Consider the following 24,281-nt stretch of genomic DNA (forward strand, 5'->3'; position numbering starts at 1 on the left):
GGAGAAGTTTAATATGGCTAAGAAGGTTTATGCTATAAAAGAAGGGTTTGATTTTGAGAAAAATAAAAAAATTGAAAATATTATAGTAAATACATGGAACGAATGTTTAAAGTGCGTAAAAGGAGTTAAAGGGGCTAAATATAAAAGCTTTGAAAGCCTAGAGGAAGCAAAAACTTATTTAAATGATACTAAGAAGCTTCTAAAAAAAGGTTTTGATGAATATCCAAAAGATCTTTTACATATCTATGTGGACGGTAGTTATAGTATTTCTACGGAAAAGTATTCTTATGGATTGGTTTCAGTAAGAGGCAATGTAATTGAGTACATAGAGGGAGGAGCGTATAAAGCTAAAGGGAATATTAGGCAAATTGCAGGAGAACTTCAAGGTGCTGTTAAAGCTTTAGAATATGCAAAAAGTATTGGAGAAAAACATATCGTATTATTTCATGATTATGAAGGGATTTTTCATCATGCAACAGGGAGTTGGAGTAGAAATGATAAATCATCTGAGGAATATTATGAAAAGATGAATAAGTTTTTTGAAGATGGAATGGAAGTTACTTTTGTTAAAGTTGATAGTCATACAGGAGATCTTTATAATGAATTAGTTGATGAAAAATGTAAAGAGGCTTTAGGGATTGAGTCAGATAAAATTGTTTCAAAATGGTTATCTAAAAACAAAATATATGTAATAAACAATGATTTAAAAGAAGAAATTTTAAAATTATCCAATGGAAAAGCAGAAAATATTATAGTAAAGGATATAGATAATATAAGAGAAGGAAAAGCAGATGAACTTCTAGAGAAAAGCACAGATTTAAATATAAAAGAAAAAAAAGATAAAAATAAAATTTATTATGATAGAGATTCAAAGGAGCTTAAGGAAAAAAATCTTTTTGCTCATAGCCTTGTTAAAAAGTTTAATGATAGCAATGTGGAAGCTTTTGAGGAAAGAGAAGGCATTATTAGAGAATTGTTTGGGAAAGTGGGAAAAAATCCTATCATAGAACATAATTTTCATTGTGATTTGGGTTACAATATTTATATAGGAAATAATTTTTATGCTGGATATAATTTTACTGTTCTTGATATGGCAGAAGTTAAAATTGGTGATGACTGTATGATAGGTCCAAATGTAAATATATATACATCAGGACATAATATTGAGCCTAAAGATAGAAATAAAAGTGGTTATGCAATTAAAATAACAATAGGAAATAATGTTTGGATTGGGGGTAATTCAACAATACTTCCAGGAGTAACTATAGGAGATAATTCAATTATTGCAGCAGGTTCAGTTGTAACAGCAAGTGTTTCTGAGAATGTATTAGTTGCAGGAAATCCGGCAAAAGTATTAAGAAAAATTTAATGGAAAAAATATAAAATTAACTAGTAAATTTCCACTTATAATAAATATTAAATTGCAAAATATATTAATGTAGTATATTATAAAAGAGGTGTTATTATGGGTAAGTTAACAAGTTTAACAGCAGGAATTGTGGTAGGTACTGCCCTTGGAATGATGGTTGTTCCAAATCTAGATAAAAGAACACAAAGAACTTTTAAAAGAGTTGGAAGAAGAGTTATGAATATGGCAGGGGAGCCCATGAATTGGATGTAATTTGAGTTTTATACCCAAAATTGTCAAGAACTGATAAAAAGATAACTTTCTTATTATCAGTTCTTATTATTTTTAATACAATTTAAAAATAATAATAAAAAATGGCGAATTTTATGATATAATATATATATTTAGAAATGTGTATTACAAATTATTAAAAGGAAGATTAAGCATGGAAATATTATCATTAGGAGAAAAAATAAAAAAGAGAAGAAAAGAATTAAATATGACTTTAAAAGATTTAGCAGGAGATAGAATAACTCCTGGTCAAATTAGTTTGGTGGAATCAGGGAGGTCTAACCCTTCCATGGATCTTTTAGAATATTTAGCTTTTTCATTAAGTACTTCTGTAGAATATTTAATGGAAACTGAAAAAACTCAAGCTGAAAAAATTTCTTTATACTTTGAGCAAGTAGCAGAAGGTGCTATATTATCAGGAGATACTAAAAAAGCAGAGGAGTATATAGAAAATGCATTAAATTACGCAAAAAAATACAAATTAGAATATAGAAAAGCTAAATGTTTATATTTAAAAGGATTAATATATTTAAATGATAAAGTGTTTATAAAGGCTCAGCAATATTTTATGTCTGCTAATTCACTTTTTATAAAAACTGGAAGCCATATAGATATTGTAAACACATATTTAAATATAAGCAAGATAAGTATAGAAGCTAAGGCGTATTATTCTGCTAATTCTTATTTAAAGGAAGCAGAAAAAATATATTTAGAGAATAAATTAAGTCAAGATATCATTTTAGGAGAGATATATTATCTTTTAGCTAAAAATCATTACTTTTTAGAAGATATGGAAAAATCAAAAAGATTTACAGCACTTTCAAAAAATGAATTTGAGAAATTGTATGATAGACGTAGCTATGCTAAAAGTTTAGGAGATTTAGCTGATGAATATAGCAATGTTGGTGACATGAAAAATGCTATACTTTATTCTAAGAAAAGTATAGATATTTATAAAGAAATCACTCAATTAGAAAAAATGGGAAATATAGAAAACTCTTTAGGAAAACTATTCTATGAGTTTGATAATAATGAAGAATCTTTAGAGCATTATGAGAGAGCAAGAAAGATAAGAGAAGATTCTAAAGATATAGAGATATTAGATACATTAATAAATATATGCGAAAATTATATTAAGGTAAAAAATATAACTAAATGCATAGAGATTCTAAAAATTATAAAGAGCAATTTATCTGTGGATAATATTGAAAAAATCATAGAGTATAACATATTACATTTTAGAATTCATGTGCTTCAAGATAATGTTGAGGAAGCTGAAATTATATTATTAGATGCTTTAAATTTAGCTAATGAAAATAAGCTTTATAAAAAGGAAGCTGATATAGCTATAAAGCTTGGAAAATTTTATTTAGAATATAAGAGAGATTATGAAGCAGCTAAATATTTAGATTATGGAATAAATACTCTTAAAAAGGCTGAAATAATAAAAAAATAGCATAGAATAGGTGATTAAGATGAATTTTTTATCAACAGGAGAAAAAATAAAAAGGGCTAGAATATATAGAGGGATAACTTTAAAAGAGCTTTGCCAAAAAGATATTTCAATTTCAAGAATGAGTTGTATAGAAAATGGAAAAGTTGTTCCAGATAGATGGGTGTTAGAATTAGTAGCTAAAAGATTAAACTTAGACCTTGATTATCTTCTTTGTGATGATGTAAGTGAAATAAAAAGAAATATAAAAAAGTATAGCCTAAAAAATGATAAACTTAGAGAAAGTGAATGCATAGAGATTACAGATAATATAAAATATGCTGTATCTAAAGGGTATTATGATTTAGGTGTTGAGCTTATTCATATACTTTTTGAGTTTTATATAAATAATAGAAAATTTTACAGAATGCATAAAGTTTTAAATGATTATGATGCAATACATGAACATAATGAGAGTTGTTCAAAGATTTATTATAAAGATTTATCAAAATATTTTATAATAACTGAGCATTATAAGGATGCTATAACTTGGCTTGAAAAGTTAGAGGAGTATTCTAAAGAGGATAAAAACATTGATGAAAAAATAGAAATTGGAATTTCCAAGGCATATTGTTATTATAAAACTGGAGATTTAAAAACGGCTGAAAAGATAATAACACCATTTTATGCTTTAAGTAAATCTAGAGATAATGAAGTGTTATTTTCAATTGTAAATGGTATATTAGCTATTTTAGCTTTAGAATATGATGAAAATTATCAGGAATACTTAAAAGTATTAGATGAGAATGGAGCTAAGGAAGACTATTATTATAATAAATTAAAAATGATTATAGTAAAACTTTTAATTAGTAAGGGGTCTAAGGAGGAGGCTAAACAACATATAGATGATTTGGAAAATAATATAACTAAAGAGAATTTATCTAAATATGTTGATACTCTTCTTATGTTAAGTGAAATTTTAATAGATGACAAAAATTATGAAAAGGCAACAGATTATACAGATAAAGCATTGCAGGTAGCAATTGAATTGGATAATATAGTTTTTATAGAAAATAGTTATTATCTTAAAGGAAAAATAGCTAAATATCAAGGAAGTTTTATTCAATGGGAAATGTATATGAATTTAGCTATAGATTTACTTTTGAAATTCGGTAGTTATTCTCAAAAAAATGATAGGTATTTAGAGATGGCAAATATGTATCATGTAATTGGAGAAACTCGTGAAGCACTTAAATATTTAACTATGGCAGCAGAATCAGAAAAAGAGTTATATTAGTAGAAAAGGTATTGCTAAAATTTAGCAATACCTTTTAAGTTTCTTTTAGTATTATAAGTTTAGCACTATAACCTTTTAATGTAGCTTGAATATTTAATACGGTACTTTTTTTTGAATATCTAAAATTAATTTTAGGAAATGATGATTTATGGAGAATTTCCTTCTCCTCTTTTTTTAATCTTTTAGGTTTCCCCATAGAAATCCAGTAATCAAATGAAGATCCAGATTTTTCATTTATATCATATTCTATAATTCTTGTATTAGATTTTATATTTAAAATATTTATAGATAGTTTGTTTGTTACATTTTGAGTTTTCTTTATTTTGTCTACATTCTTAAAGTTTAATAAATTATTAAAACTTTCATTAAAACTATATAATAGTATTTGATATTCAGAATGACTTTTTGTAACTATAAACCCTTTATCTATTGAAACTAAAGTATTGCCAAGCATATTTAATAAATAGTATGCATAATAAGATGGTTTTTTAATCCCTTTGCTGTTTACAAGACCTGGATAACCAAAGAATACCTCATTAGTTAAGTTAACCTGTTTATCTAAGGTGTCAAAAGCTTTTATATAATATAAAGATGACAAGTTATATATACTATTATGAATAATATATGGTAGCATATAAGCTGTATCATATATAGAATTTGTATAATCAAATAAATGATAACAATTATCTAAAACCTCTAGATTGTATTGATCTTCTAAAATTATTTTTATTTCATGAGATAAATCTTTTTTAATTTTAGTATCAAATTGGAATTTAAAATTTTTAAAGTTTAGGCCTTCTACATCATTAAAGTATTCTAAGAAAGAAGTTAATGTTGCTAAAATTTCATAGTCAGAAAAATTTTTGAAATTTAATATTATAAGTGGTTTTAAATTAAGACTTTCCACATATTCAAAAATATCATAAGCTCGAGTCCAATTAAAAAATTTTGAACCAGGGAAAATACCCATATCAGGAGAAAATATATTAATCATTCGAACGTAGTTAAAACCTATTTCCTCTTGAAGTTGTTCTAATATGTCTTTATTATCTTCAATTAGCAAATCAAAGGCATCACCTACATTTATAATTTCTTTAAACTCTTTATTAAATATACCTAAATCTTCATTCATATCCAAAGTAATTTTATTAATTTTATTTTCATAGTTAAATCTATCATAATCGTCAATATAGTAAGATAGATATTTTAAAGAAAAATCAAGAGGATATCTAGTTAACTTTTTTTCTTTTTTATATGTAGTTTCATTAACCTTAAACTTTTTTCTATACTGAAGAGGGGTTAAACCATAATAGTTTTTAAAGTGTTTATTAAAATATCTAGTATGAGAAAATCCAATTTCTTCACATATATCAGATATTGTTTTATCACTATCTAAAAGAAATTTTATAGATTCCTCAACACGAGTTAAATTTACAAGGTCAGTAAAACTTAAACCAGTTGCATATTTTATTTCATGAGATAAATAATGAGTACTTAAAAATTCTTTATTTGCTATATCTTTTAAAGTTATATTATTATTGTAGTTATTAAAAATATACTTAGCAATTCGATGATATCTCTCAAGTAAGTTTTCATTTTCTTTAATTTCTTCATTATCATAAGTTAAATAATGAAAATTATTTATAAGATGGAATAAAAGACTTATTAAATTTTTTTCGATTTCTTCATTATAATCTAAACTTTTTTGAACAATTTCACAAACTATGATAGATAAAAAGGTTTTGAATTCATCATAAACATCTGTATTTTGGGAGTTTTCATTGCTTGTATCTGTGTAAAAAAACATATTCTCTATGTCGGTGTAGTATTTTTCAAAAAAATAAGGATCTATGTGAAATATGAGGACTTTATTATAATCATTTGAATATAGTCTATGAGCCTCATCTATATTTATTATTTCTATATTATTTTTAAATATTTTAGAAGATGATAAATTAATATCGATATTTAAACTACCTTCTAAAATATATATAATTTCTATGCTATTATGCCAATGAATAGGATAGTTTTCTATAGATAAAAATGAAACAGAAATAGGCATGTTATCTTGATAAGTTATATATTCTTTTCTCAAAAATTCACCTTCTTTAAAGTTATTTATTATTATTATATCTTACAATAGAAAATTAATAAAATTAGTGTTGTTAAAAAAATATTAAATATATTGATTTTATTATTAATTATGCTAAAATTGTAAATGTATTTTAAAAAAATAAAATAATTTACAAGAAAGGAATATATAATGTTAAATAGGAGCTTAGAAAAGAATGCATTACCTAAAGATGAAATAAACATATTTTCAGAAGAGATGGATGCTGTTTGTTTATCGTCAAAGAAAAAAGTGAAAATATTTAATAATGGTATCATGAAGTATTTAATGATTGCAGCTTTAGGTGGTTTCTTTGTGGGACTTGCGGTAATGCTTCTTTATACAGTAGGAGGAATAGTAGATCATTCGGGTTCTGGTGTAACAAAAATAATAATGGGAATATCTTTTGGATGTGCTTTAAGTTTTGTAATTATGGCAGGAGTAGATCTTTTTACAAGTAATTCTTTAGTAATGCTAATTGGTGCTTTATATAAAAAGGTGACTTGGTTAGATTTTTTTAAGATATTACTTGTAAGTTGGATTGGAAATCTTTTTGGATCAATAATCGGGGGAATAATATATGCTTATTCCCATGCAGGTACAAGCTATGTTCAAGAATTTATGATAAATATGGCTCAAAGTAAAATAGATACGCCAATGTTTGATTTAATATTAAAAGGAATGCTTTGTAATGTTTTAGTTTGTTTAGCTGCATGGTTTTCTTATAAATTAAAAAGCGAATCGGGGAAACTTATAATGATATTTTGGTGTCTTTTTACCTTTATAACAGCAGGATTTGAGCATAGTATTGCAAATATGACTTTATTTTCAATAGCTTATTTTCTTCCAAATACTACTGTAACATTAGGAGGGGCTTTTTATAATATATTTTTTGTATCACTTGGAAATTTCATAGGGGGTACATTTTTAGTAGGTTTTCCACTTTATTATATAGCTAAAAATAAATAAATTTTAAATGAGATTATATTTTGGAAGATGATTTTTATCTTTTAAAATATAATCTCATTTTTTACTGTTTGATAAATTTTTAATTAACAACTTAAAAAGAATTAATGTGTTATAATAACAGATAATATTATTATAAATATACAATAAATAAAGGATAGTTGTATGAATTATACTTATATTTTAGAATGTAGTGACGGAAGTTTTTATACTGGGTGGACAAATAATTTAGAAAAGAGAATAAATTGTCATAATAAAGGAAAAGGAGCAAAATATACAAGAGGTAGACTTCCGGTGAAATTGGTTTATTTTGAAGAATTTATAGAAAAAAGAGATGCACAAAAAAGAGAATATGTTATAAAACATCTTACAAGAAATAATAAATTAAATCTTATAAAAGATTTTAATTTATTAAATTTAGAAAGGAGCTAAGTTAGGCGAAAGTCTTTTATATAATGTACTATGGAGAATGTGAAATTTTCAGAATTGATGGAACTTACATTGTTTAATCAATTGAAAGAAGAAACTGTGAATAGATTATGTGAAATATGTATAAAAAGGTCTTATAAAAAGGGAGAACATATATTTAGGGATAAAGAAGTAGAAAAAAGGATATATGTTATGTATAGAGGCAAGGTTTCAATGTATAAGATGAATGAACATGCGCAAAAGAGGGTTATATTTATTTTAGGAAAAGATAAAATTTTAAATGAAGTTATATTAGATGATCTATCAGCTTCTATTAGTTGCGAATGTTTTGAAGACGCACAAGTGTTATGCTTTGATAGAAGAGGTTTTATAGATATTATGAAAGATGATTTTGAGTTAACAACTAATGTTATATTGGAAATATCTAATAAGACTAGAAGGCTTTATAGACAGCTTAAAAATGCAACACCTATAAAAATTGAAAAGAGGTTAGCTGCAAAGCTTTGGAAATTATCTAAAGATTATGGTGTTAAAGATAGAGATGGAGTTTTAATAAATTTAAATATAACTATGACATATATTGCAGATATGTTTGGAGCAACTAGAGAAACTATCTCAAGGTCTATGAAAATACTTCAAGAAAATGGATTTATAAAAATGAGAAATAAACAGATAATAGTATTAAATCGTAAAAAATTAGCTGAGTATTTTAAAAGTTAAAATTTAAAATATTATAATATTTTAAAAACAAAACAGTAGGATAATGTGATTTTTATCACATTATTTTTTTTATATTAATCATATAATTTAAAATAGTTAGAAAAAATCAAGTTAATGACGCAAATAGAGTGAATATTTTAACAATACAATTTAAATAATTTAATCTATAATAAAGCGATAAGATAAATCAAAGAGGTGTTATAATGGGATTCAAATTAAATGCTAAAAACTTTAATAATGCATTAGAAAAATTGTCACAAAATTACAATATATATGCTCCTAAAGTTTTTGTAGGAAAAGGCAGAAGTTCAGAAACTGATATGGTAAGATATGGCCAAGTAAACACTATAGAAGAAATAGAATTTAATAAAAAATCTGATTTTTCTTACAAAGAAGTGTTACTTCCAATAACTCAAACTCTTTTCTATTTCACAGAAGATAGTTTTAGTGAACCAAAGAAAGAAGTGAAAGATGCAATAATCTTTTTAAGAAGCTGTGATATGCACTCTTTAAAGAGAATTGATGATATGTATTTAAATAACGGTTTTGAAGATATGTATTATAAAAGAGTAAGAGAAGGTGCAAAATTTATAGTTATAGGATGTAGCGAAAGTTTTGAAAATTGCTTTTGCGTAGATATGAAAAGTAATAAAACAGATAGTTATGATGCATACATAGGATTTAAAGATGGAGAGGTTTATCTAGATGTTAAAGATGAGTATTTAAGTGGAATATTTGGTGAATTAGAGACTGAATCTTTAGATGTAGTTCCTGAATTTGTTGAAGAAAATAATGTAAGAGTTAATATTCCAAGTAATTTAGATCCTAAAGTTATGGATTCTGATATGTGGAAAGAATATTCTCAAAGATGTATAGCTTGTGGTAGATGTAATTTTGTATGTCCAACATGTACATGTTTTACAATGCAAGATATCTTCTATAAGGATAATGAAAAGACAGGAGAAAGAAGAAGAGTTTGGGCATCATGTGAGGTTGAAGGATATACAACTATGGCTGGTGGTCACTCATTTAGACAAGAAAAAGGTCAAAGAATGAGATTTAAGGTTATGCATAAAGTTTACGATCACAAGCAAAGATTTGGTTATAATATGTGCGTAGGTTGTGGTAGATGTGATGATATATGCCCTGAATATATATCTTTTTCAAATTGTGTAAATAAACTTAATGATGCTATGGACGAGGTGAAATAATATGAAAAATGAATACATTCCTTTTATGTCAAAAATATTAAAAGTAATAAAACATACTGAGATAGAATACACTTTTAGAATGGAGTACATAGGAGATGTTCAACCTGGACAATTCTTTGAAGTATCTATACCAAAGTTTGGTGAAGCTCCAATTTCAGTAAGTGGTATTGGTGAAAATTATGTAGATCTTACTATAAGAAGAGTTGGACTTGTAACTAATGAAATTTTTGAAAGATATGAAGGAGACTCTCTATTTATGAGAGGACCTTATGGAAATGGATTTATTCTTGATAACTATAAAGGAAAAGAACTTGTAGTTGTAGCTGGAGGAACTGGACTTTCACCTGTTAGAGGAGTAGTTGATTATTTTGCTAAGAATCCTTCAGAAAATAAAGGTACAACTTTAATTGCAGGATTTAAATCTCCTAAGGATATGTTATTTAAGGATGATATAAAGAGTTGGAATGAAACTATTGATGTAGTAATTACTGTTGATTCAGCTGAAGAAGGATATGATGGAAATGTTGGACTTGTAACTAAATATATTCCAGAACTTAAAATAAATGATATGGAAAATGTTCAAATAATAGTTGTTGGTCCTCCAATGATGATGAAATTTAGTGTTCAAGAATTTTTAAAACTTGGAATAAAAGAAGAAAATATTTGGATATCTCAAGAAAGAAAAATGTGCTGTGGACTTGGAAAATGTGGACATTGTAGAATGGGAGAAACTTATATCTGTCTAGATGGACCAGTATTTAATTATACAAAAGGAAAACTTTTAAAAGACTAGGGGGAGCATAATATGTCATTAGATATAAATACTAAAAAACTTAAGAAAAATGCATTTAGAGTTGTTAAACAAAGAGGAATGACAGCTTCAAGAGTGAGAGTTCCAGGAGGATATCTAAAAGCAGAACACCTTGCTAGAATTCAAGAAATTGCTGAGAAATTTGGTAATGGAAATGTTCAATTAACTGCAAGACAAGGATTTGAACTTCCAGGAATAAAAATGGAAGATATACCAAAGGTTAATGAGTTACTACAACCAATTATATCAGAACTTAAAATAAATCAAGAAACTCCAGGAACAGGATATGATGCTTCAGGTACTAGAAACGTAACTTCTTGTGTTGGTAATAAATATTGTCCTTATGGAAATTATAACACTACAGAGTTTGCAAAAAGAGTAGAAAAAGTTATATTCCCAAGTGATTTACATGTAAAGATAGCTTTAACTGGTTGTCCAAATGACTGTATAAAGGCTAGAATGCATGATTTTGGTATTATAGGTATGACAGAACCTCAATATGATAAAGATAGATGTGTAGCTTGTGGGGCATGTATAAATGCTTGTAAGAGAAAATCAGCAGATGTTTTAAAATTTGAAAACTATAAAGTGGTTAGAAATACTGATAAATGTATAGGTTGTGGAGAATGTGTAATGGCATGTCCAACTAGTGCATGGACTAGAAGTGAAGAAAAGTATTATAGATTAGTTATAATGGGAAGAACAGGAAAGAAAAATCCAAGACTTGCTGAAGATTTTGCTATTTGGATTGATGAAGATAGCATAGTTAAAATGATAGAAAACACATATGATTATGTTGAGCAATATATAGATAGAACAGCTCCAGGTGGAAAAGAGCATATAGGATACATTGTTGATAGAACAGGATTTATGGAATTTAAAAAATGGGCTATGAAAGATGTTAACTTAGGACCTAAAGCTGTAGTAAAGGATAATGTTTATTGGAGTGGAGTTAGATATTAATTTTACTATAAAAAGTTAATAAACAGTCAAAAAAGTCACAATACCTTAAATGTAATTTAAGGTATTGTGATAAATTTTGTAAAAAATAAATAAGGATTTTAAAATAAATTGATATAAATTTAATAATATGTTACAATAAAATTGTTCATATTAGAATGAATGAAAACATAGATATTTATACAGAGGAGTAAAAACTTATGAAAGTAGTTGCATTTAATGGTAGCCCTAAAAAAGAGGGAAATACATATCAAGCTATAAAAATGGTAACAGATGAACTTGAAAAAGAAGGTATAGAAGTAGAAATAGTTCATGTTGGTAATAAAACTATAAGAGGTTGTATGGCATGTAATGGTTGTGCTAGGAATCAAGATAAAAAATGTGTTATGTCAAATGATGATGTAAATGAGTGGATAGCAAAAATGGATGAAGCAGATGGGATAATTTTAGGTTCTCCAGTTCATTTTTCAGCAATAGGTGGAACTATGAAATCATTCTTAGATAGAGCATTTTATGTTGGAAGCAGTAATGGAGGAATGTATAGACATAAAGTAGGAGCAGCAGTTGTAGCTGTTAGACGTTCAGGTGGGGTTCCAACATTTGAACAATTAAATAACTTTATAAATTACTCTGAAATGTTAATGCCAACATCAAACTATTGGAATGTTATACATGGAACAGTTCCAGGGGAAGTCTCACAAGATGGAGAAGGGAAACAAGTAATGTCAGTCCTTGGACAAAATATGGCATGGCTTATGAAACTTGTTGAAAATGGAAAAAGAACTGTTAAAGAACCAGAAGCTCAAAATAAAGTACTTACTCATTTTATAAGATAATTTATTAATTTTTATATATGTTTTTAAATTGTCTGTCAGGAGTTATTGTTTAGATAAACCAATGTCCTTTTAGAAATTTTAAATATATTTACAAGTATATTGTATAAATTAGGTTATATAAATGCAAACTATACTTGTAACAAATTAAAACTAGGAGGCAAGAGAATGAGTAGAGAAGTTTGTACTTGTTTAGGGATATCAGAAGATGATATAAAAAAAGCTATAAAAGATGGAGCGACTACCGTTGAAGCTGTAGAAGAGGCAACAGGAGCAGGTTCAGTTTGTGGCGGTTGTAAAGATGATATACAAGATATAATAGATAAGAATAAATAAAAAATAAAGGTTGTTTAGTAAAATTTATTAAACAGCCTTTATTTTTTATTTATTTAATTATAAAATATTTATATGAAACTATTTAATAACAAATATTAGTTTAAAATAATTTTGTTATGGATTTCTATTAGAGTTTATTTTAAGGATAATAAATTGGTATTAAGGATATAGACTATGGATAATGATAAATACATTGCTTTAAACTTTTTTTCTCATAAATTAAAAGTAAAAATAATTGGGGGAGGAAAAGGAGCGTTTATAAAAGCAAAAACCTTTTGTACAAATGGGTGTGCTGTGGAAATTTTATCGAAAAATTTTTCAGAAGATATTTTGAACTTGAAAAATTATAATGTTAGATACATAAAGGGAGAATATTATAAAAATTTTATAATAGATGCTCATATTGTTTTAATTGCCATAGATGATAAAAAATTGCGTGAATCTATAGTGGGAGATTGTGAAAATCTAAATAAAATATTTATAGATTGTACAGAATTTAAAAATGGCATGGCGGTTATACCATCGCAGAGGAATCTTAAAAATTTAAGTTTTTCAGTAAGCACAAAGGTTGGAGTGCCTAAAATATCTAAACTTTTAGGAGATAAGATGGAAAATTTATTAAAGGAGTATGATGAATTTACTTTTTATGTATCAAGATTAAGAGAAAATGCAAAAAAAGAAAAGCTAAAAAAAGAGATTGTTGATTTTATATGCACAGAAGATTTTAAGTTTTTTTATGAAAAAGGAAAAGATAGAAAAGTTTTTTCTATGTTTTTTGATGAATGTATTACACAAAATATATACGATATAAAATAGTTAATTATATTTAAAAAATTAGAGTTAATATGCATTTTTAAATAGCTAATTTAAAAGTATATTTTGTTTGAAAGGAGAAAAAATGAATAATAATAAAATATTTGAAGAATCAAAGAAATATATGCCAGGGGGAGTTAATAGCCCTGTTAGAGCTTATAGGAATATGCCTATGAATCCACCAATTATAAAATCAGGAAAAGGTGTTATTGTAAAAGATGAGGATGGAAAAGAGTACATAGATTTTGTTTTAGCTTGGGGGCCTATGATACTTGGGCATTCAAATGAAAAGGTGGTATCAGCTATTGAAAAAACAGCGAGAGAAAGTATAGCTTTTGGAGCACCAACCAAAGTAGAACTTGATATGGCTAAGTTCTTATGTGAAACATTAGATGATAATATAGAAATGGTTAGAATGGTTAATTCAGGAACAGAAGCTACTATGAGTGCTATAAAGCTTGCTAGAGGATATACTAAAAAAAATAAAATAATAAAATTTGCAGGATGCTATCATGGACATTTTGATGGATTCTTAATCGAAGCAGGTTCTGGGGTTTTAACAGAAGGTATTCCAGGAAGCTTAGGGATTCCAAATGATATTGTTAAAAATACTTTAATTGGCGTTTATAATGATGAAAAACAAGTTGAAGGTTTATTTGAGAAGTATGGAGATGACATTGCAGCAATTATTTTAGAGCCAGTTGCAGGAAATATGGGGGTTATAAAAGCTAATGATTCTTTTGTTAAAAAATTAAGAGAACTTTGTGATTTATATGGTTCACTTTTAATATTTGATGAGGTTATGAGTGGATTTAGGGTAGCTTATAAGGGGGCTCAAAGCTTATTTAATGAAAAAGCTGATATAGTAACTTATGCTAAAATAATGGGTGGAGGACTTCCATGTGGTGCTTATGCTGGTAGAAAAGAAATAATGGAAAATCTATCACCTTTAGGAGGAGTTTATCAAGCAGGAACAATGTCAGGAAATCCTATAGTTATGGCAGCTGGGCTTGAAACTTTAAAGGAACTTTATAATAATCCAAGTCATTATGAACATATAGAGGAAATGGGTAGATTATTAGAAGATGGAGTAAAGGAAATTGCAAAAGAGAAAAACATAAATCTTGTTATAAATAGGCAAGGAGGAATGTTTACAATATTCTTTACTGATTTAAAAGAAGTAAATTGTTATGATGATGTAAAGACATGTAATATAGAATTATTTAATAAATATTTTATTCACATGTTAAATAGTGGGTTCAATTTGGCACCATCTCAGTATGAAGCAGTATTTTTAAGTACAGAACATACAAAAGAACATGTAGAGAAATTCTTAAATGCATTTAGAGATTTTGAGGTTTAAAAATTAATATAATTTAAGGGGAATTCTACTCCCTTTAAATTATATTTAGATAGTAAAACTATTAATGTTTTAATATTTTTTAATTAGGAGTTTTTATGAAAAAAGGAATAATAATTGTTAGTTTTGGAACTTCAGAAGTTTTAGGGTTAAGACAAAACATAGAAAATATAGAGAATAAATTTAAGAAAGAGTTTAAAGAAGAATATAAAATTTTAAATGCTTTTACATCAAATTTTGTTATAAATAAACTTAAGGAAAAATCTAATATATCAGTTTTAAGTTTTAGTGAAGCTTTAGATAATATGTATGATGAAAAAATAGAGGATATTACTATCTTACCACTTTACATATTACCAGGTGGGCAATATGAAGGAGTTAAAAAGGTACTACATTGTTATAAAGAAAAGTTTGATAGTATAAAAATAGCCAAGCCTCTTTTAAATGGAGAAAAGAATGAGTTTCAAGATGTAATATTGGCTATTAAAAGTCATTTGCCTAAAGATAAAGGAATTGTTTTAGTAGGGCATGGAACTAAAGATGAGTATAATAAGTTTTACAAAATGCTAGAAGATAATTTTAGAGAAAACAATATAGATAATGTGTATGTTGCAACATTAGAATATGGTAAGTCTAATATACAGTTAGCTAAAGAATTAAAGGGGTTAGGATTAAATGATATTTATATAGCGCCTTTTTTAATCGTTTGCGGGTCACATGTGGTAAAAGATATAAATGGAGATGAAAATGAAAAATCGTGGAAAAATGTATTTAAATCTGAAGGTTTTAATGTAGAAGTAAGTTTAAAATCTTTAGGTGAGTATGATGAAATACTAGATTTGTACATAAAAAAAATAAAGTGTATATTAAATAACGATATTAAATAACGATATTAAATAACGATATTAAATTTATAATTTACTACCTTTTATAAACATAAACTTATAGTAAATTTGTATTAATAAAAGGAGTGAAATTATAATTTTGAGCAGAATAGATTTAGTTATATATTTTTTAATATATAGTTTTATAGGGTGGACATGCGAAGTAATTTATTGTTCAATACCTAGAGGGTTATTTGTAAATAGAGGGTTTTTAAATGGACCTATATGTCCCATTTATGGATTTGGGGCGGTTTTTATAATAAGTTTTTTATCATCTTTTAAAGATAATATAGTAGAACTTTTTTTATTAGCAATGTTATTAACATCAATTTTAGAATATATAACATCAGTTATTTTAGAAAAATTATTTAATACTAAATGGTGGGATTATTCGAATAATAAGTTTAATATAAATGGTAGGGTATGTCTTTTGAATTCAACACTTTTTGGTTTACTCTCAGTAATTTTAGTACATGTTGTGCATCCATGTATAGTAAACTTAATAGAAAGTATACAAGTTAGTTATAAGGTTATGTTTGTATATATCGTAGGAATTATTTTTTGGATAGATATGATTTTTACATTAAAGGGTCTTATAAGCCTTCAAGGAAAACTAAAGTTATTAAGTAGTATAAATATTGATTTTAAAAATTTAAATGCTAAAATAAAGACATCAATATTAGAATCAAATGGATTAAGAGGAAAAAATAAAAATTTTGCAATTAAGGAAAATATGAATTTTATTCATAAAAAGCTTAGAAATAAATCTTTTCAAGAAAAGAGATTTTTAAAAGCATTTCCAGGGATGAAGCATAAAATTTATAATGAACAACTTATTTATTTTAGAGAATTATTAAAAGAGAAAAGAAGTAAAAAGAAGAGTTAGAAGATAAAAGTCTAAAGTTATGATTTATAACTTTAGACTTTTTTATCATAAGATTTAAATAAGGATTACACAAATTATATAAAGCTGTTATAACTTGCATCAGATGGCATTCTCCAATCTCCACGAGGAGATAAAGAAATTGTTCCAACCTTTGGTCCATCGGGAAGTGCAGAACGCTTAAATTGTTGAGTGAAGAATCTAGTAATAAATTTATTTAGCCATTTTTCAATGGTTTCTTTATCATAATCATCCCTAAAGGCTATACACGCTAAAAATAATATTCTATCTTTAGATGAACCATGCTTTATAAAGTGATATAAAAAGAAATCATGAAGTTCATAAGGCCCTACTATATCTTCAGTTTTTTGAGATATTTTGCCTTCTTTAGATTTTGGTAAAAGTTCTGGACTAACTGGTGTATCTAAAATATCTAAAAGTGTATCAGATACTTCTTTAGATGTATTATTATCTGCGAAATATCTAACTAAATATCTAACTAATGTTTTAGGAATAGAACAGTTCACAGAGTACATAGACATATGGTCTCCATTGTATGTACACCAACCTAAGGCTAACTCTGAAAGATCACCTGTACCTATTAAAAGACCACCTTCCTTATTTGCGATATCCATAAGTATTTGTGTTCTTTCTCGAGCTTGAACATTTTCATAAGTAACATCATGAATGTCTTTATCGTGCCCTATATCTTTAAAATGCAAAAGTGCAGCATCAACTATGTTTATTTCTCTTAAAGAACAGCCAAGTTCTTTGCATAGGGAAATGGCATTATTATAGGTTCTATCAGTAGTTCCAAAGCCTGGCATGGTTATTGTCAATATGTTTTCTCTTGGTATTTTTAACATATCAAAAGTTTTTATGACAATTAAAAGAGCTAAGGTTGAATCTAAACCACCAGAAATTCCTATGACAGCTTTTTTAAGATTTGTATGTTCCAAACGTTTAGCAAGGGCAGCAGATTGTATGTTTAATATATCTAAAGAGTTTTCATCTCTTAAACTTTTATTGCTAGGTACAAATGGATGTTTATCTATAAATCTATTAAAATGTTTGATTTTTGTATCTTTAAATTGAAAGTTTACAGTTCTAACTTTTGGAGTTTCCTTATTTATTGAGTTTCTAAAACTAATATTTTTCATTCTTTCAGCATTAAGCTTAAATAAGTCTATAATACTTGTCATAAGTTCATTTTCTCTATTGAATCTTTTATTCTCGTTTAAGATAGTACCATTTTCACAAATTAACATATGACCACTAAATAAAAGGTCTGTTGTTGATTCATGAACTCCAGAGGAAGCATAAATATATGAAGCCATAAGTCTTGCACTTTGATTTTTTATAAGGTCTCGTCTATAAACACTTTTTGAAACTAATTCATTTGATGCTGATAAATTACATATTAAATTAGCACCATTTAAAGCTAAATAAGAACTAGGTGGTATTGCAACCCATAAGTCTTCACAAATCTCAAAGCCTATTTTTAAATTGTCATAACTAAATATTAAATCTGTTCCTAAAGGAATATCTTTTTCATAAGATGATATATTAACAGTAGCATTAGTTAAATTAAGACCTTCAGTAAACCATCTTTTTTCGTAAAACTCAGAGTAATTTGGAATATAGCTCTTTGGAACTATACCAAGAATTTTACCGTTTAATATTATATATGCACAATTGTAAAGATTATAGTTATATAAAAGTGGACTTCCAATACTTATTAAAATATCTTTATTTCTTGAAAAGTCGACTAAATTTAATATTGCTTTTTCACATTCTTTTAGAAGAGTATTATTTGTAAATAAATCTCCACATGTATAAGATGGAATGCTAAGCTCTGGAAATACTAAAACTTTAACCTCTTGTTCTAGTGCTTTATCTATTAGACTTTTAATTTGTTCAATATTGTATTTAACATCACCTACTTTAATCTTTGGGCAAGCTGATGCAACCTTTATAAAATCCAAATTGTTCATCTCCATTCAGTAAATTATTGTATTTTAAATCTAGCATTACTAGTAAATATAAAGTATTATATAGTATTACTATTAATTTGATTTTTATTAGTTTAGAAAGATTTACTAACATAATTAAATATTAAAGGTAAATTTACTTAAAATCAAGATTATAAAAATTATTACAAATAGTTAAATATGAAAGTATTAAAAAAGAAAAAATTATTTTGATGAAATATCTATTTGTTTTTTAATGGAAATTATTATATTATATAATTAAATATTTCTAAAATATTTAAAAAAATAATATATTATAATATAACTTTATTTAAAGTAATATTTACATAAATGGAATATTTAAAAAGAAAATATAAGGAGGAGGTTTGATGATTTGGGCTTGGCTTTTGGTTGTGGTGATTGGAGTATTAATTGATCTTTTAAATTCATCATTTTTATTTGTTGGTTTTTCTATTGGAGCTTTAGCTGCTTTAATAATCAATGTTTTTAAATTGCCGATATTACTTCAGTTTGTTGCTTTTGCAGTTGTTAGTAGCTTGTTTTTTATATTCATTTTTCCTAAAGTAAGAAAAAATATAAAGGAAAGCCATTTGGGAACTAATACTATGGAGCAAAATTATATAGGAAAAGCATTTATATTGCCTAAAAGAATTGAAAATACTGCTCTTATAAAATATGAAGGAATATTTTGGACATTTAAAAGTGAAAGTGGTGTTATAGAAGAGGGGGAACGAGTAAAAATAATAGGGATTGAAGGAAATAAGTTATTGATAATAAAAGATAAATAAGGAGTGATTATTGTGGCTGGAATAATAGTGGCAATTGTACTTATAGTTATAATTGTACTTATAATATTTTCATCTATAAGAGTTGTAAATACTGGTTATGTATGTGTTACTGAAAGGTTTGGACAATTTAGTAGAGTGTTGGAACCTGGATGGCATATTCTAATTCCTTTTGTTGATTTTGTAAGGAAAAAAATTTCAACAAAACAACAAATATTAGATATACAACCTCAAGCTGTTATAACAAAAGATAATGTTAAAATTCAGATAGATAATGTCATCTTTTATAAGGTTTTAAATGCTAAAGATGCTGTATACAATATTGAAGATTATAAATCTGGTATAATTTATTCAACTGTTACTAATATGAGAAATATTGTTGGTAATATGACTCTTGATGAGGTCTTATCAGGCAGAGATGAAATAAATATAGAACTTTTAAAAATAATTGATGAAATAACAGATGCTTATGGAATAAAAATATTATCAGTAGAAATTAAAAATATTATTCCTCCAGAGGAAATACAAATAGCTATGGAAAAGCAGATGAAGGCAGAAAGAGATAAGAGAGCTACAATTCTTCAAGCAGAGGGATTAAAGCAAAGTGAGATTGCAAAAGCAGAAGGAGAAAAACAATCACAAATTTTAAGAGCAGAAGCTGAGAAAGAGGCTAATATAAGACGTGCTGAAGGGCTTAGAGAATCTCAGCTTTTAGAGGCGGAAGGTAAAGCAAAAGCAATAGAACAAATTGCAATAGCAGAATCAGAAGCTATAAGAAAGGTAAATGAAGCAATTATAGAGTCAGGTACTAATGAAACAGTAATAGCACTAAAACAAGTAGAAGCTTTAAAAGAAATGGCTAATAATCCAGCAAATAAACTTATATTACCAAATGAAATGCTATCTTCATTAGGGAATATTGCAGCTATTGCAGATATATTAAAAGAAAACAAAGAAAGCTAATGAAAAAAAAGAGATGTAAATTAATTTACATCTCTTTTTTGTTTTGTATAGAAATTAAAAAGATTTTTATAAAGAATTTATTGACAATAAAAACTTAATAATTTATTATATGATTATGATAATCAATATCAATTAATATGAAAAATCAATGAGAGAATATAATAAAATCTTCAGATAATATAATAAATTTGGATTAGGAGGAAAGATGTATGGGTTTTAATTGTCCAAGGGAAGAATGTAATAAATGTAAATATTCAGATGATGAATTTATTTTAAGACTTATGGGGATATTAGGTCCTGTAATCTTAAAGGTAAAACCTAGTGAAATTTTAAGTTTCTCAAAGCTTCATAAAGGTTATAAAGAAAATTTAGAAAAGATAGAAGAAGTTTTTAGTGGATGTAAGGAAATTAAATATAAAATAATAGATTATAAAAGTGAGGGAAAAAAGGTTTTATTTTATAGGGAGGATGAGTTAGATAGGACTTTAACAGATAAAAATAATCTAAAATTTCTAAAGCAAATAGGGTATCCTTCTAATTATGGTTTATATGGGTATTTAGAATTTTTGTCAGAAAAAATAACAAATGGAAATATTCCTGATGAAATAGGCATATTTTTAGGTTATCCTTTAAAAGATGTTTTGGGTTTTATGGGGTATCCATCATTAAAATTAACTAAAATAAATGGTTGGAGAGTTTATGGTGATAGTCTTTTATCTGATATAAAATATAATCAGTTTAAAAGAGCTAAAGAAAATATAAAGATACTATTAACCCTTAGGACAGTTAGTGAAATTTTATATTTATAATTAAAAAAAGATGCATTGTTAAATTAGATAAATATAGAAAAGGGTAAATTTCTTAGTTTTAGTAAGAAATTTACCCTTTTTATGTTGAATAAATTTAAAGAAAATAGTATATTATATAAAATTATAAAAAAAGGAGTGCTTTATGGAGAGTGCAAGGTTTAGTTACAAGAAATCAGTTTTGGCTATACTTATAATGTTTTTTTGCATAGGATTATTTGGTTGTACTATAGAAAATGGTTTAAAAAGTAATGATTATGGTATATTTATAAGTAATGCATATATAGAAGAAAAAGTTGATAAAGTAAAAAGTAGTGAAGGGTATGTAGTTGCAGATGAGATATCATCTAATTTTTTAGATGCTTTGGTTGCTGTCGAAGATAATAGATTTTATAAGCATGGGGGAATAGATTTTAAAGCAATAATAAGGTCTGTAGTGGCTAATGTAAGGGCTAAAAGTGTGGTGCAAGGAGGAAGCACTATAACTCAGCAGTTGGCTAAAAATTTATTTTTAAATGGAAATCAAGATGTATCTAGAAAAATTCGTGAAATAGTAATTGCAAGAAAGCTAGAAAAACTGTATTCGAAAGAAAAAATATTAGAATTATATGCTAATATTGTTTATTATGGAAATGGTTATTATGGAATAAATAATGCATCTTATGGATATTTTAATTCGGCTCCAAAGAATTTAACTTTAAATCAAGGTAGCCTTTTAGCAGGACTTTTGCAAGCACCTAATAGCTATAATCCCAAAAAGCATTTAAATAAAGCTAAAGCTAGGCAACAAGAGGTTTTAGATGCTATGTTGCAGTATGGATATATAACTAAAGAACAAATGGAATCTGTACTTAGCAAGGGAAATTAGTAAATATATTAATAAATTCTCAATAAGAGCTTTTAAGTTTTTATTGAGTTTTTATTTTTTAGATGATAACTTAATTTTAAGAGAAAATAATTCAAACTAGCTAGTATAAAAAACATAATTAATATGATATAATAAGAAATATTTGGCTTAAATATATAATGCATTTATTGATTTTAGATACTTTTTTTATACTTATACATTAAAAATATTTTAAGATTTTATTATGAAAAATAACAAGTGTAAAATAGGAGAGGTTAAATTATGAAGAGCTACTTTATAAAAAGTCATGATGGAAAGAAGATATTTATAGGTGTTTGGGATGAGGTAGAAAATCCTAAAGCGGTTATACAAATGGTACATGGAATGGGAGAACATATAGGTCGATATGAGAATGTAGCTAATTATTTAAATAGTAAAGGATTTATAGTTTATGGAGATGATCATAGAGGGCATGGGAAAACTGCAGAAAATATAGATAAAATTGGGGATATAGGTAGAGATGGATTTAATAAAATAGTAGAAGATGAGAAATATATAACTGATATGATAAAAAGAAAATACCCTAATTTACCTCATTTTATATGTGGTCATAGTTTTGGTTCTTTTATTTCACAAGAATATTTAAATAGATATTCTAATGATATAGATGGAATTATCTTGTGTGGTTCTGCGTTACAAAAAGGATTAGGTCCTGTAATTGGAAGAATAGTATCTACAACTCAAATGTTATTTGGATTGGGGAAAAAACATGCATATTTTATTGCAAGAGTTACAGGAAATTTATTTAATAAAAAAATTAATGATAAGAGTAATAATAAAAATGCTGATGTTGATCTTTGGCTTACATCTGATGAAGAGGAAATTGAAAAGCTTAGAAATGATAAATTTTGTAATCATACATTAAAGGTAAATTTTTATTACTATATGTTTAAGGGATTTAAAACATTATATAAGAGTGAGAAAAATAGAAATATAAGAAAAGATATTCCTATACTTTTAATAGCAGGAAAGGAAGACCCTGTTGGCAATTATGGAGAGGCAGTTAAAGAGTTAGAGGCTTATTATAAGGGGTTATGTATAGAGAATGTATCATTAAAAATTTATAATGGGAAAAAACACGAATTGTTTAATGAGTTAGGTAGGGAAGAAATATATGATGATTTGAATAATTGGCTTGAAAATATAGCTTTAAAATCAATAAAACATACTAATGAAAAAAAATACATATTAAATAACAATAGATAGTTTTTAGTGTATATTTAATTTAGATAAAAAAAGTAGAAAAATTATTTAAATTAATGTAAAATGTATTTTATAAAAGGTTATAGATTAAATTGAAGATGTATTTGTAAGGGAAATTTGTCACAAGTGCTTAAACTTTACTAGAAAAGGTGATTGTATGATATACAAAAACAGAAAAGCATCTAATAATATTAAAAAAATATCGATAGTTACTAATTCAGATATAGCTTATAATAAGCTATTATACACTTTAGATGAAATGTTATTTATTTCAGTATTAAAAATTAATAGCAAAGGAATACTTAATGAATTAGGAGTTAGACGAACTGTAAAAAAGGCTGATTTATGTTTTTTTATAATAGATTTTAGAGATGAAGATTATAAAAAATTTATAGATAAGAGCATGAAAATATCAAATGATAATCATTTGACATGTGTTTATCTTGGAATAAATCGTCAAGAGATTAAAGATTATAGTGTAATAAAACAGATGCACAAAAAAATAAATACATTAATATTTACAGATACAGAAAGTATTATAGATACTATAAATTGTATTTGTGATTTAAATAGGAATAAAGAAGGAACCTATGTTTTAGATGAGTTTAGAGAATATATAAATGATAAGTCAGTTGGATATACTAGTGTTGGAGAAGGAAGAGGAAAAAAGAGATGGCAAAAGGCATTAATAGATGCTATAAATGATTTTCCAAGTAGAGAACATTTTAGTGTGGGGAAAAATATAATGCTTACGATAGATATATCTAAAGAAGATGCACAAAAAGACGTACTTTTTGAAAATTTAAATGATTTAGTAGAACTTTTAAGAATAGTAGCTAATAAACATGCTAAAATATCATTCACTACTTTAACTAATAACGAAATGGAAAATATGGTTGGAATAAGAATATTTGCCAATGGATATAATATATAAATGAAGTT

Annotated in this window: 24 protein-coding genes and 1 pseudogene; 23 read left to right on the forward strand and 2 right to left on the reverse strand. The window is 26.2% G+C overall.

Annotation, left to right across the window (positions count from 1 at the left end):
- Positions 1–13 precede the first annotated feature (13 nt).
- The 5 genes and pseudogenes from HH195_RS04165 to HH195_RS04180 all read left to right on the forward strand — a co-directional run.
- A pseudogene (locus HH195_RS04165) lies at positions 14–979 on the forward strand (ribonuclease H1 domain-containing protein); the annotation flags it as partial.
- 141 nt (positions 980–1,120) lie between these two features.
- A complete protein-coding gene (locus tag HH195_RS12535; RefSeq protein WP_243278560.1) occupies positions 1,121–1,369 on the forward strand; it encodes a DapH/DapD/GlmU-related protein in 249 nt (82 codons plus the stop codon).
- 96 nt (positions 1,370–1,465) lie between these two features.
- The gene (locus tag HH195_RS04170) at positions 1,466–1,621 is read left to right on the forward strand and encodes a hypothetical protein (protein WP_195924534.1); all 156 of its coding nucleotides are present in this window, start codon (positions 1,466–1,468) and stop codon (positions 1,619–1,621) included.
- Positions 1,622–1,793: 172 nt separating this feature from the next.
- Positions 1,794–3,095, forward strand: a complete 1,302-nt coding sequence (locus tag HH195_RS04175) for a helix-turn-helix transcriptional regulator (protein ID WP_196371687.1) — start codon at positions 1,794–1,796, stop codon at positions 3,093–3,095.
- A 19-nt stretch (positions 3,096–3,114) separates the two neighbouring features.
- Entirely contained in the window at positions 3,115–4,368 is a 1,254-nt protein-coding gene (locus HH195_RS04180; RefSeq protein ID WP_196371688.1) for a helix-turn-helix domain-containing protein, read from the forward strand.
- 34 nt (positions 4,369–4,402) lie between these two features.
- Here the strand turns inward: HH195_RS04180 and HH195_RS04185 are convergent, their stop codons facing one another.
- Positions 4,403–6,463 (reverse strand): helix-turn-helix domain-containing protein, encoded by a 2,061-nt coding sequence (locus HH195_RS04185; protein ID WP_196371689.1) that lies wholly within the window; start codon positions 6,461–6,463, stop codon positions 4,403–4,405.
- 168 nt (positions 6,464–6,631) lie between these two features.
- Between HH195_RS04185 and HH195_RS04190 the strand changes: the two genes are divergently transcribed.
- The 12 genes from HH195_RS04190 (at position 6,632) to HH195_RS04245 (ending at position 16,687) form a co-directional block, all read left to right on the forward strand.
- On the forward strand, positions 6,632–7,447 hold the full coding sequence (locus tag HH195_RS04190; protein ID WP_196371690.1) for a formate/nitrite transporter family protein: 816 nt from the start codon (positions 6,632–6,634) through the stop codon (positions 7,445–7,447).
- A 162-nt stretch (positions 7,448–7,609) separates the two neighbouring features.
- Entirely contained in the window at positions 7,610–7,876 is a 267-nt protein-coding gene (locus HH195_RS04195) for a GIY-YIG nuclease family protein (RefSeq protein WP_196371691.1), read from the forward strand.
- 30 nt (positions 7,877–7,906) lie between these two features.
- Entirely contained in the window at positions 7,907–8,593 is a 687-nt protein-coding gene (locus HH195_RS04200; protein WP_055257758.1) for a Crp/Fnr family transcriptional regulator, read from the forward strand.
- Between the two features lie 203 nt (positions 8,594–8,796).
- A complete protein-coding gene (asrA, locus tag HH195_RS04205) occupies positions 8,797–9,804 on the forward strand; it encodes an anaerobic sulfite reductase subunit AsrA (RefSeq protein ID WP_196371692.1) in 1,008 nt (335 codons plus the stop codon).
- 1 nt (position 9,805) lies between these two features.
- Positions 9,806–10,597, forward strand: coding sequence for an anaerobic sulfite reductase subunit AsrB (gene asrB, locus HH195_RS04210; RefSeq protein ID WP_055257754.1), 792 nt, complete (start codon positions 9,806–9,808; stop codon positions 10,595–10,597).
- 12 nt (positions 10,598–10,609) lie between these two features.
- Positions 10,610–11,578, forward strand: a complete 969-nt coding sequence (gene asrC, locus HH195_RS04215) for a sulfite reductase subunit C (protein ID WP_055257752.1) — start codon at positions 10,610–10,612, stop codon at positions 11,576–11,578.
- Positions 11,579–11,775: 197 nt separating this feature from the next.
- Entirely contained in the window at positions 11,776–12,411 is a 636-nt protein-coding gene (locus tag HH195_RS04220) for a flavodoxin family protein (protein ID WP_196371693.1), read from the forward strand.
- A gap of 165 nt (positions 12,412–12,576) precedes the next feature.
- Positions 12,577–12,744, forward strand: coding sequence for a (2Fe-2S)-binding protein (locus tag HH195_RS04225; protein WP_055257749.1), 168 nt, complete (start codon positions 12,577–12,579; stop codon positions 12,742–12,744).
- Positions 12,745–12,918: 174 nt separating this feature from the next.
- The gene (locus HH195_RS04230; RefSeq protein ID WP_196371694.1) at positions 12,919–13,560 is read left to right on the forward strand and encodes an NAD(P)-dependent oxidoreductase; all 642 of its coding nucleotides are present in this window, start codon (positions 12,919–12,921) and stop codon (positions 13,558–13,560) included.
- A gap of 82 nt (positions 13,561–13,642) precedes the next feature.
- Entirely contained in the window at positions 13,643–14,920 is a 1,278-nt protein-coding gene (hemL, locus tag HH195_RS04235; RefSeq protein WP_196371695.1) for a glutamate-1-semialdehyde 2,1-aminomutase, read from the forward strand.
- A 95-nt stretch (positions 14,921–15,015) separates the two neighbouring features.
- A complete protein-coding gene (locus tag HH195_RS04240; RefSeq protein WP_196371696.1) occupies positions 15,016–15,804 on the forward strand; it encodes a sirohydrochlorin cobaltochelatase in 789 nt (262 codons plus the stop codon).
- A 97-nt stretch (positions 15,805–15,901) separates the two neighbouring features.
- Positions 15,902–16,687: a putative ABC transporter permease gene (locus tag HH195_RS04245; RefSeq protein WP_196371697.1), complete on the forward strand. Its 786-nt coding sequence runs from the start codon at positions 15,902–15,904 to the stop codon at positions 16,685–16,687.
- Between the two features lie 74 nt (positions 16,688–16,761).
- Here HH195_RS04245 and HH195_RS04250 read toward each other — a convergent pair whose 3' ends face one another.
- Entirely contained in the window at positions 16,762–18,669 is a 1,908-nt protein-coding gene (locus tag HH195_RS04250) for an NAD(+) synthase (RefSeq protein WP_196371698.1), read from the reverse strand.
- 374 nt (positions 18,670–19,043) lie between these two features.
- Here HH195_RS04250 and HH195_RS04255 point away from each other — a divergent pair, with 374 nt between their 5' ends.
- From HH195_RS04255 to HH195_RS04280, 6 genes are all read left to right on the forward strand, one after another.
- On the forward strand, positions 19,044–19,463 hold the full coding sequence (locus tag HH195_RS04255; protein ID WP_112364905.1) for an NfeD family protein: 420 nt from the start codon (positions 19,044–19,046) through the stop codon (positions 19,461–19,463).
- A gap of 12 nt (positions 19,464–19,475) precedes the next feature.
- Entirely contained in the window at positions 19,476–20,423 is a 948-nt protein-coding gene (locus HH195_RS04260) for an SPFH domain-containing protein (protein WP_371811680.1), read from the forward strand.
- Positions 20,424–20,632: 209 nt separating this feature from the next.
- Complete coding sequence (locus HH195_RS04265; protein WP_055257735.1) at positions 20,633–21,232, forward strand: DUF3793 family protein; 600 nt, start codon at positions 20,633–20,635, stop codon at positions 21,230–21,232.
- Between the two features lie 142 nt (positions 21,233–21,374).
- A complete protein-coding gene (locus tag HH195_RS04270) occupies positions 21,375–22,097 on the forward strand; it encodes a transglycosylase domain-containing protein (protein ID WP_196371699.1) in 723 nt (240 codons plus the stop codon).
- A gap of 261 nt (positions 22,098–22,358) precedes the next feature.
- Positions 22,359–23,342, forward strand: a complete 984-nt coding sequence (locus HH195_RS04275) for an alpha/beta hydrolase (protein ID WP_195924564.1) — start codon at positions 22,359–22,361, stop codon at positions 23,340–23,342.
- A gap of 154 nt (positions 23,343–23,496) precedes the next feature.
- Complete coding sequence (locus tag HH195_RS04280; protein ID WP_196371700.1) at positions 23,497–24,273, forward strand: FtsZ/tubulin family protein; 777 nt, start codon at positions 23,497–23,499, stop codon at positions 24,271–24,273.
- Positions 24,274–24,281 lie beyond the last annotated feature (8 nt).

The organism is Candidatus Sarcina troglodytae (assembly GCF_015708635.1).
Lineage (GTDB): Bacteria > Bacillota > Clostridia > Clostridiales > Clostridiaceae > Sarcina > Sarcina ventriculi.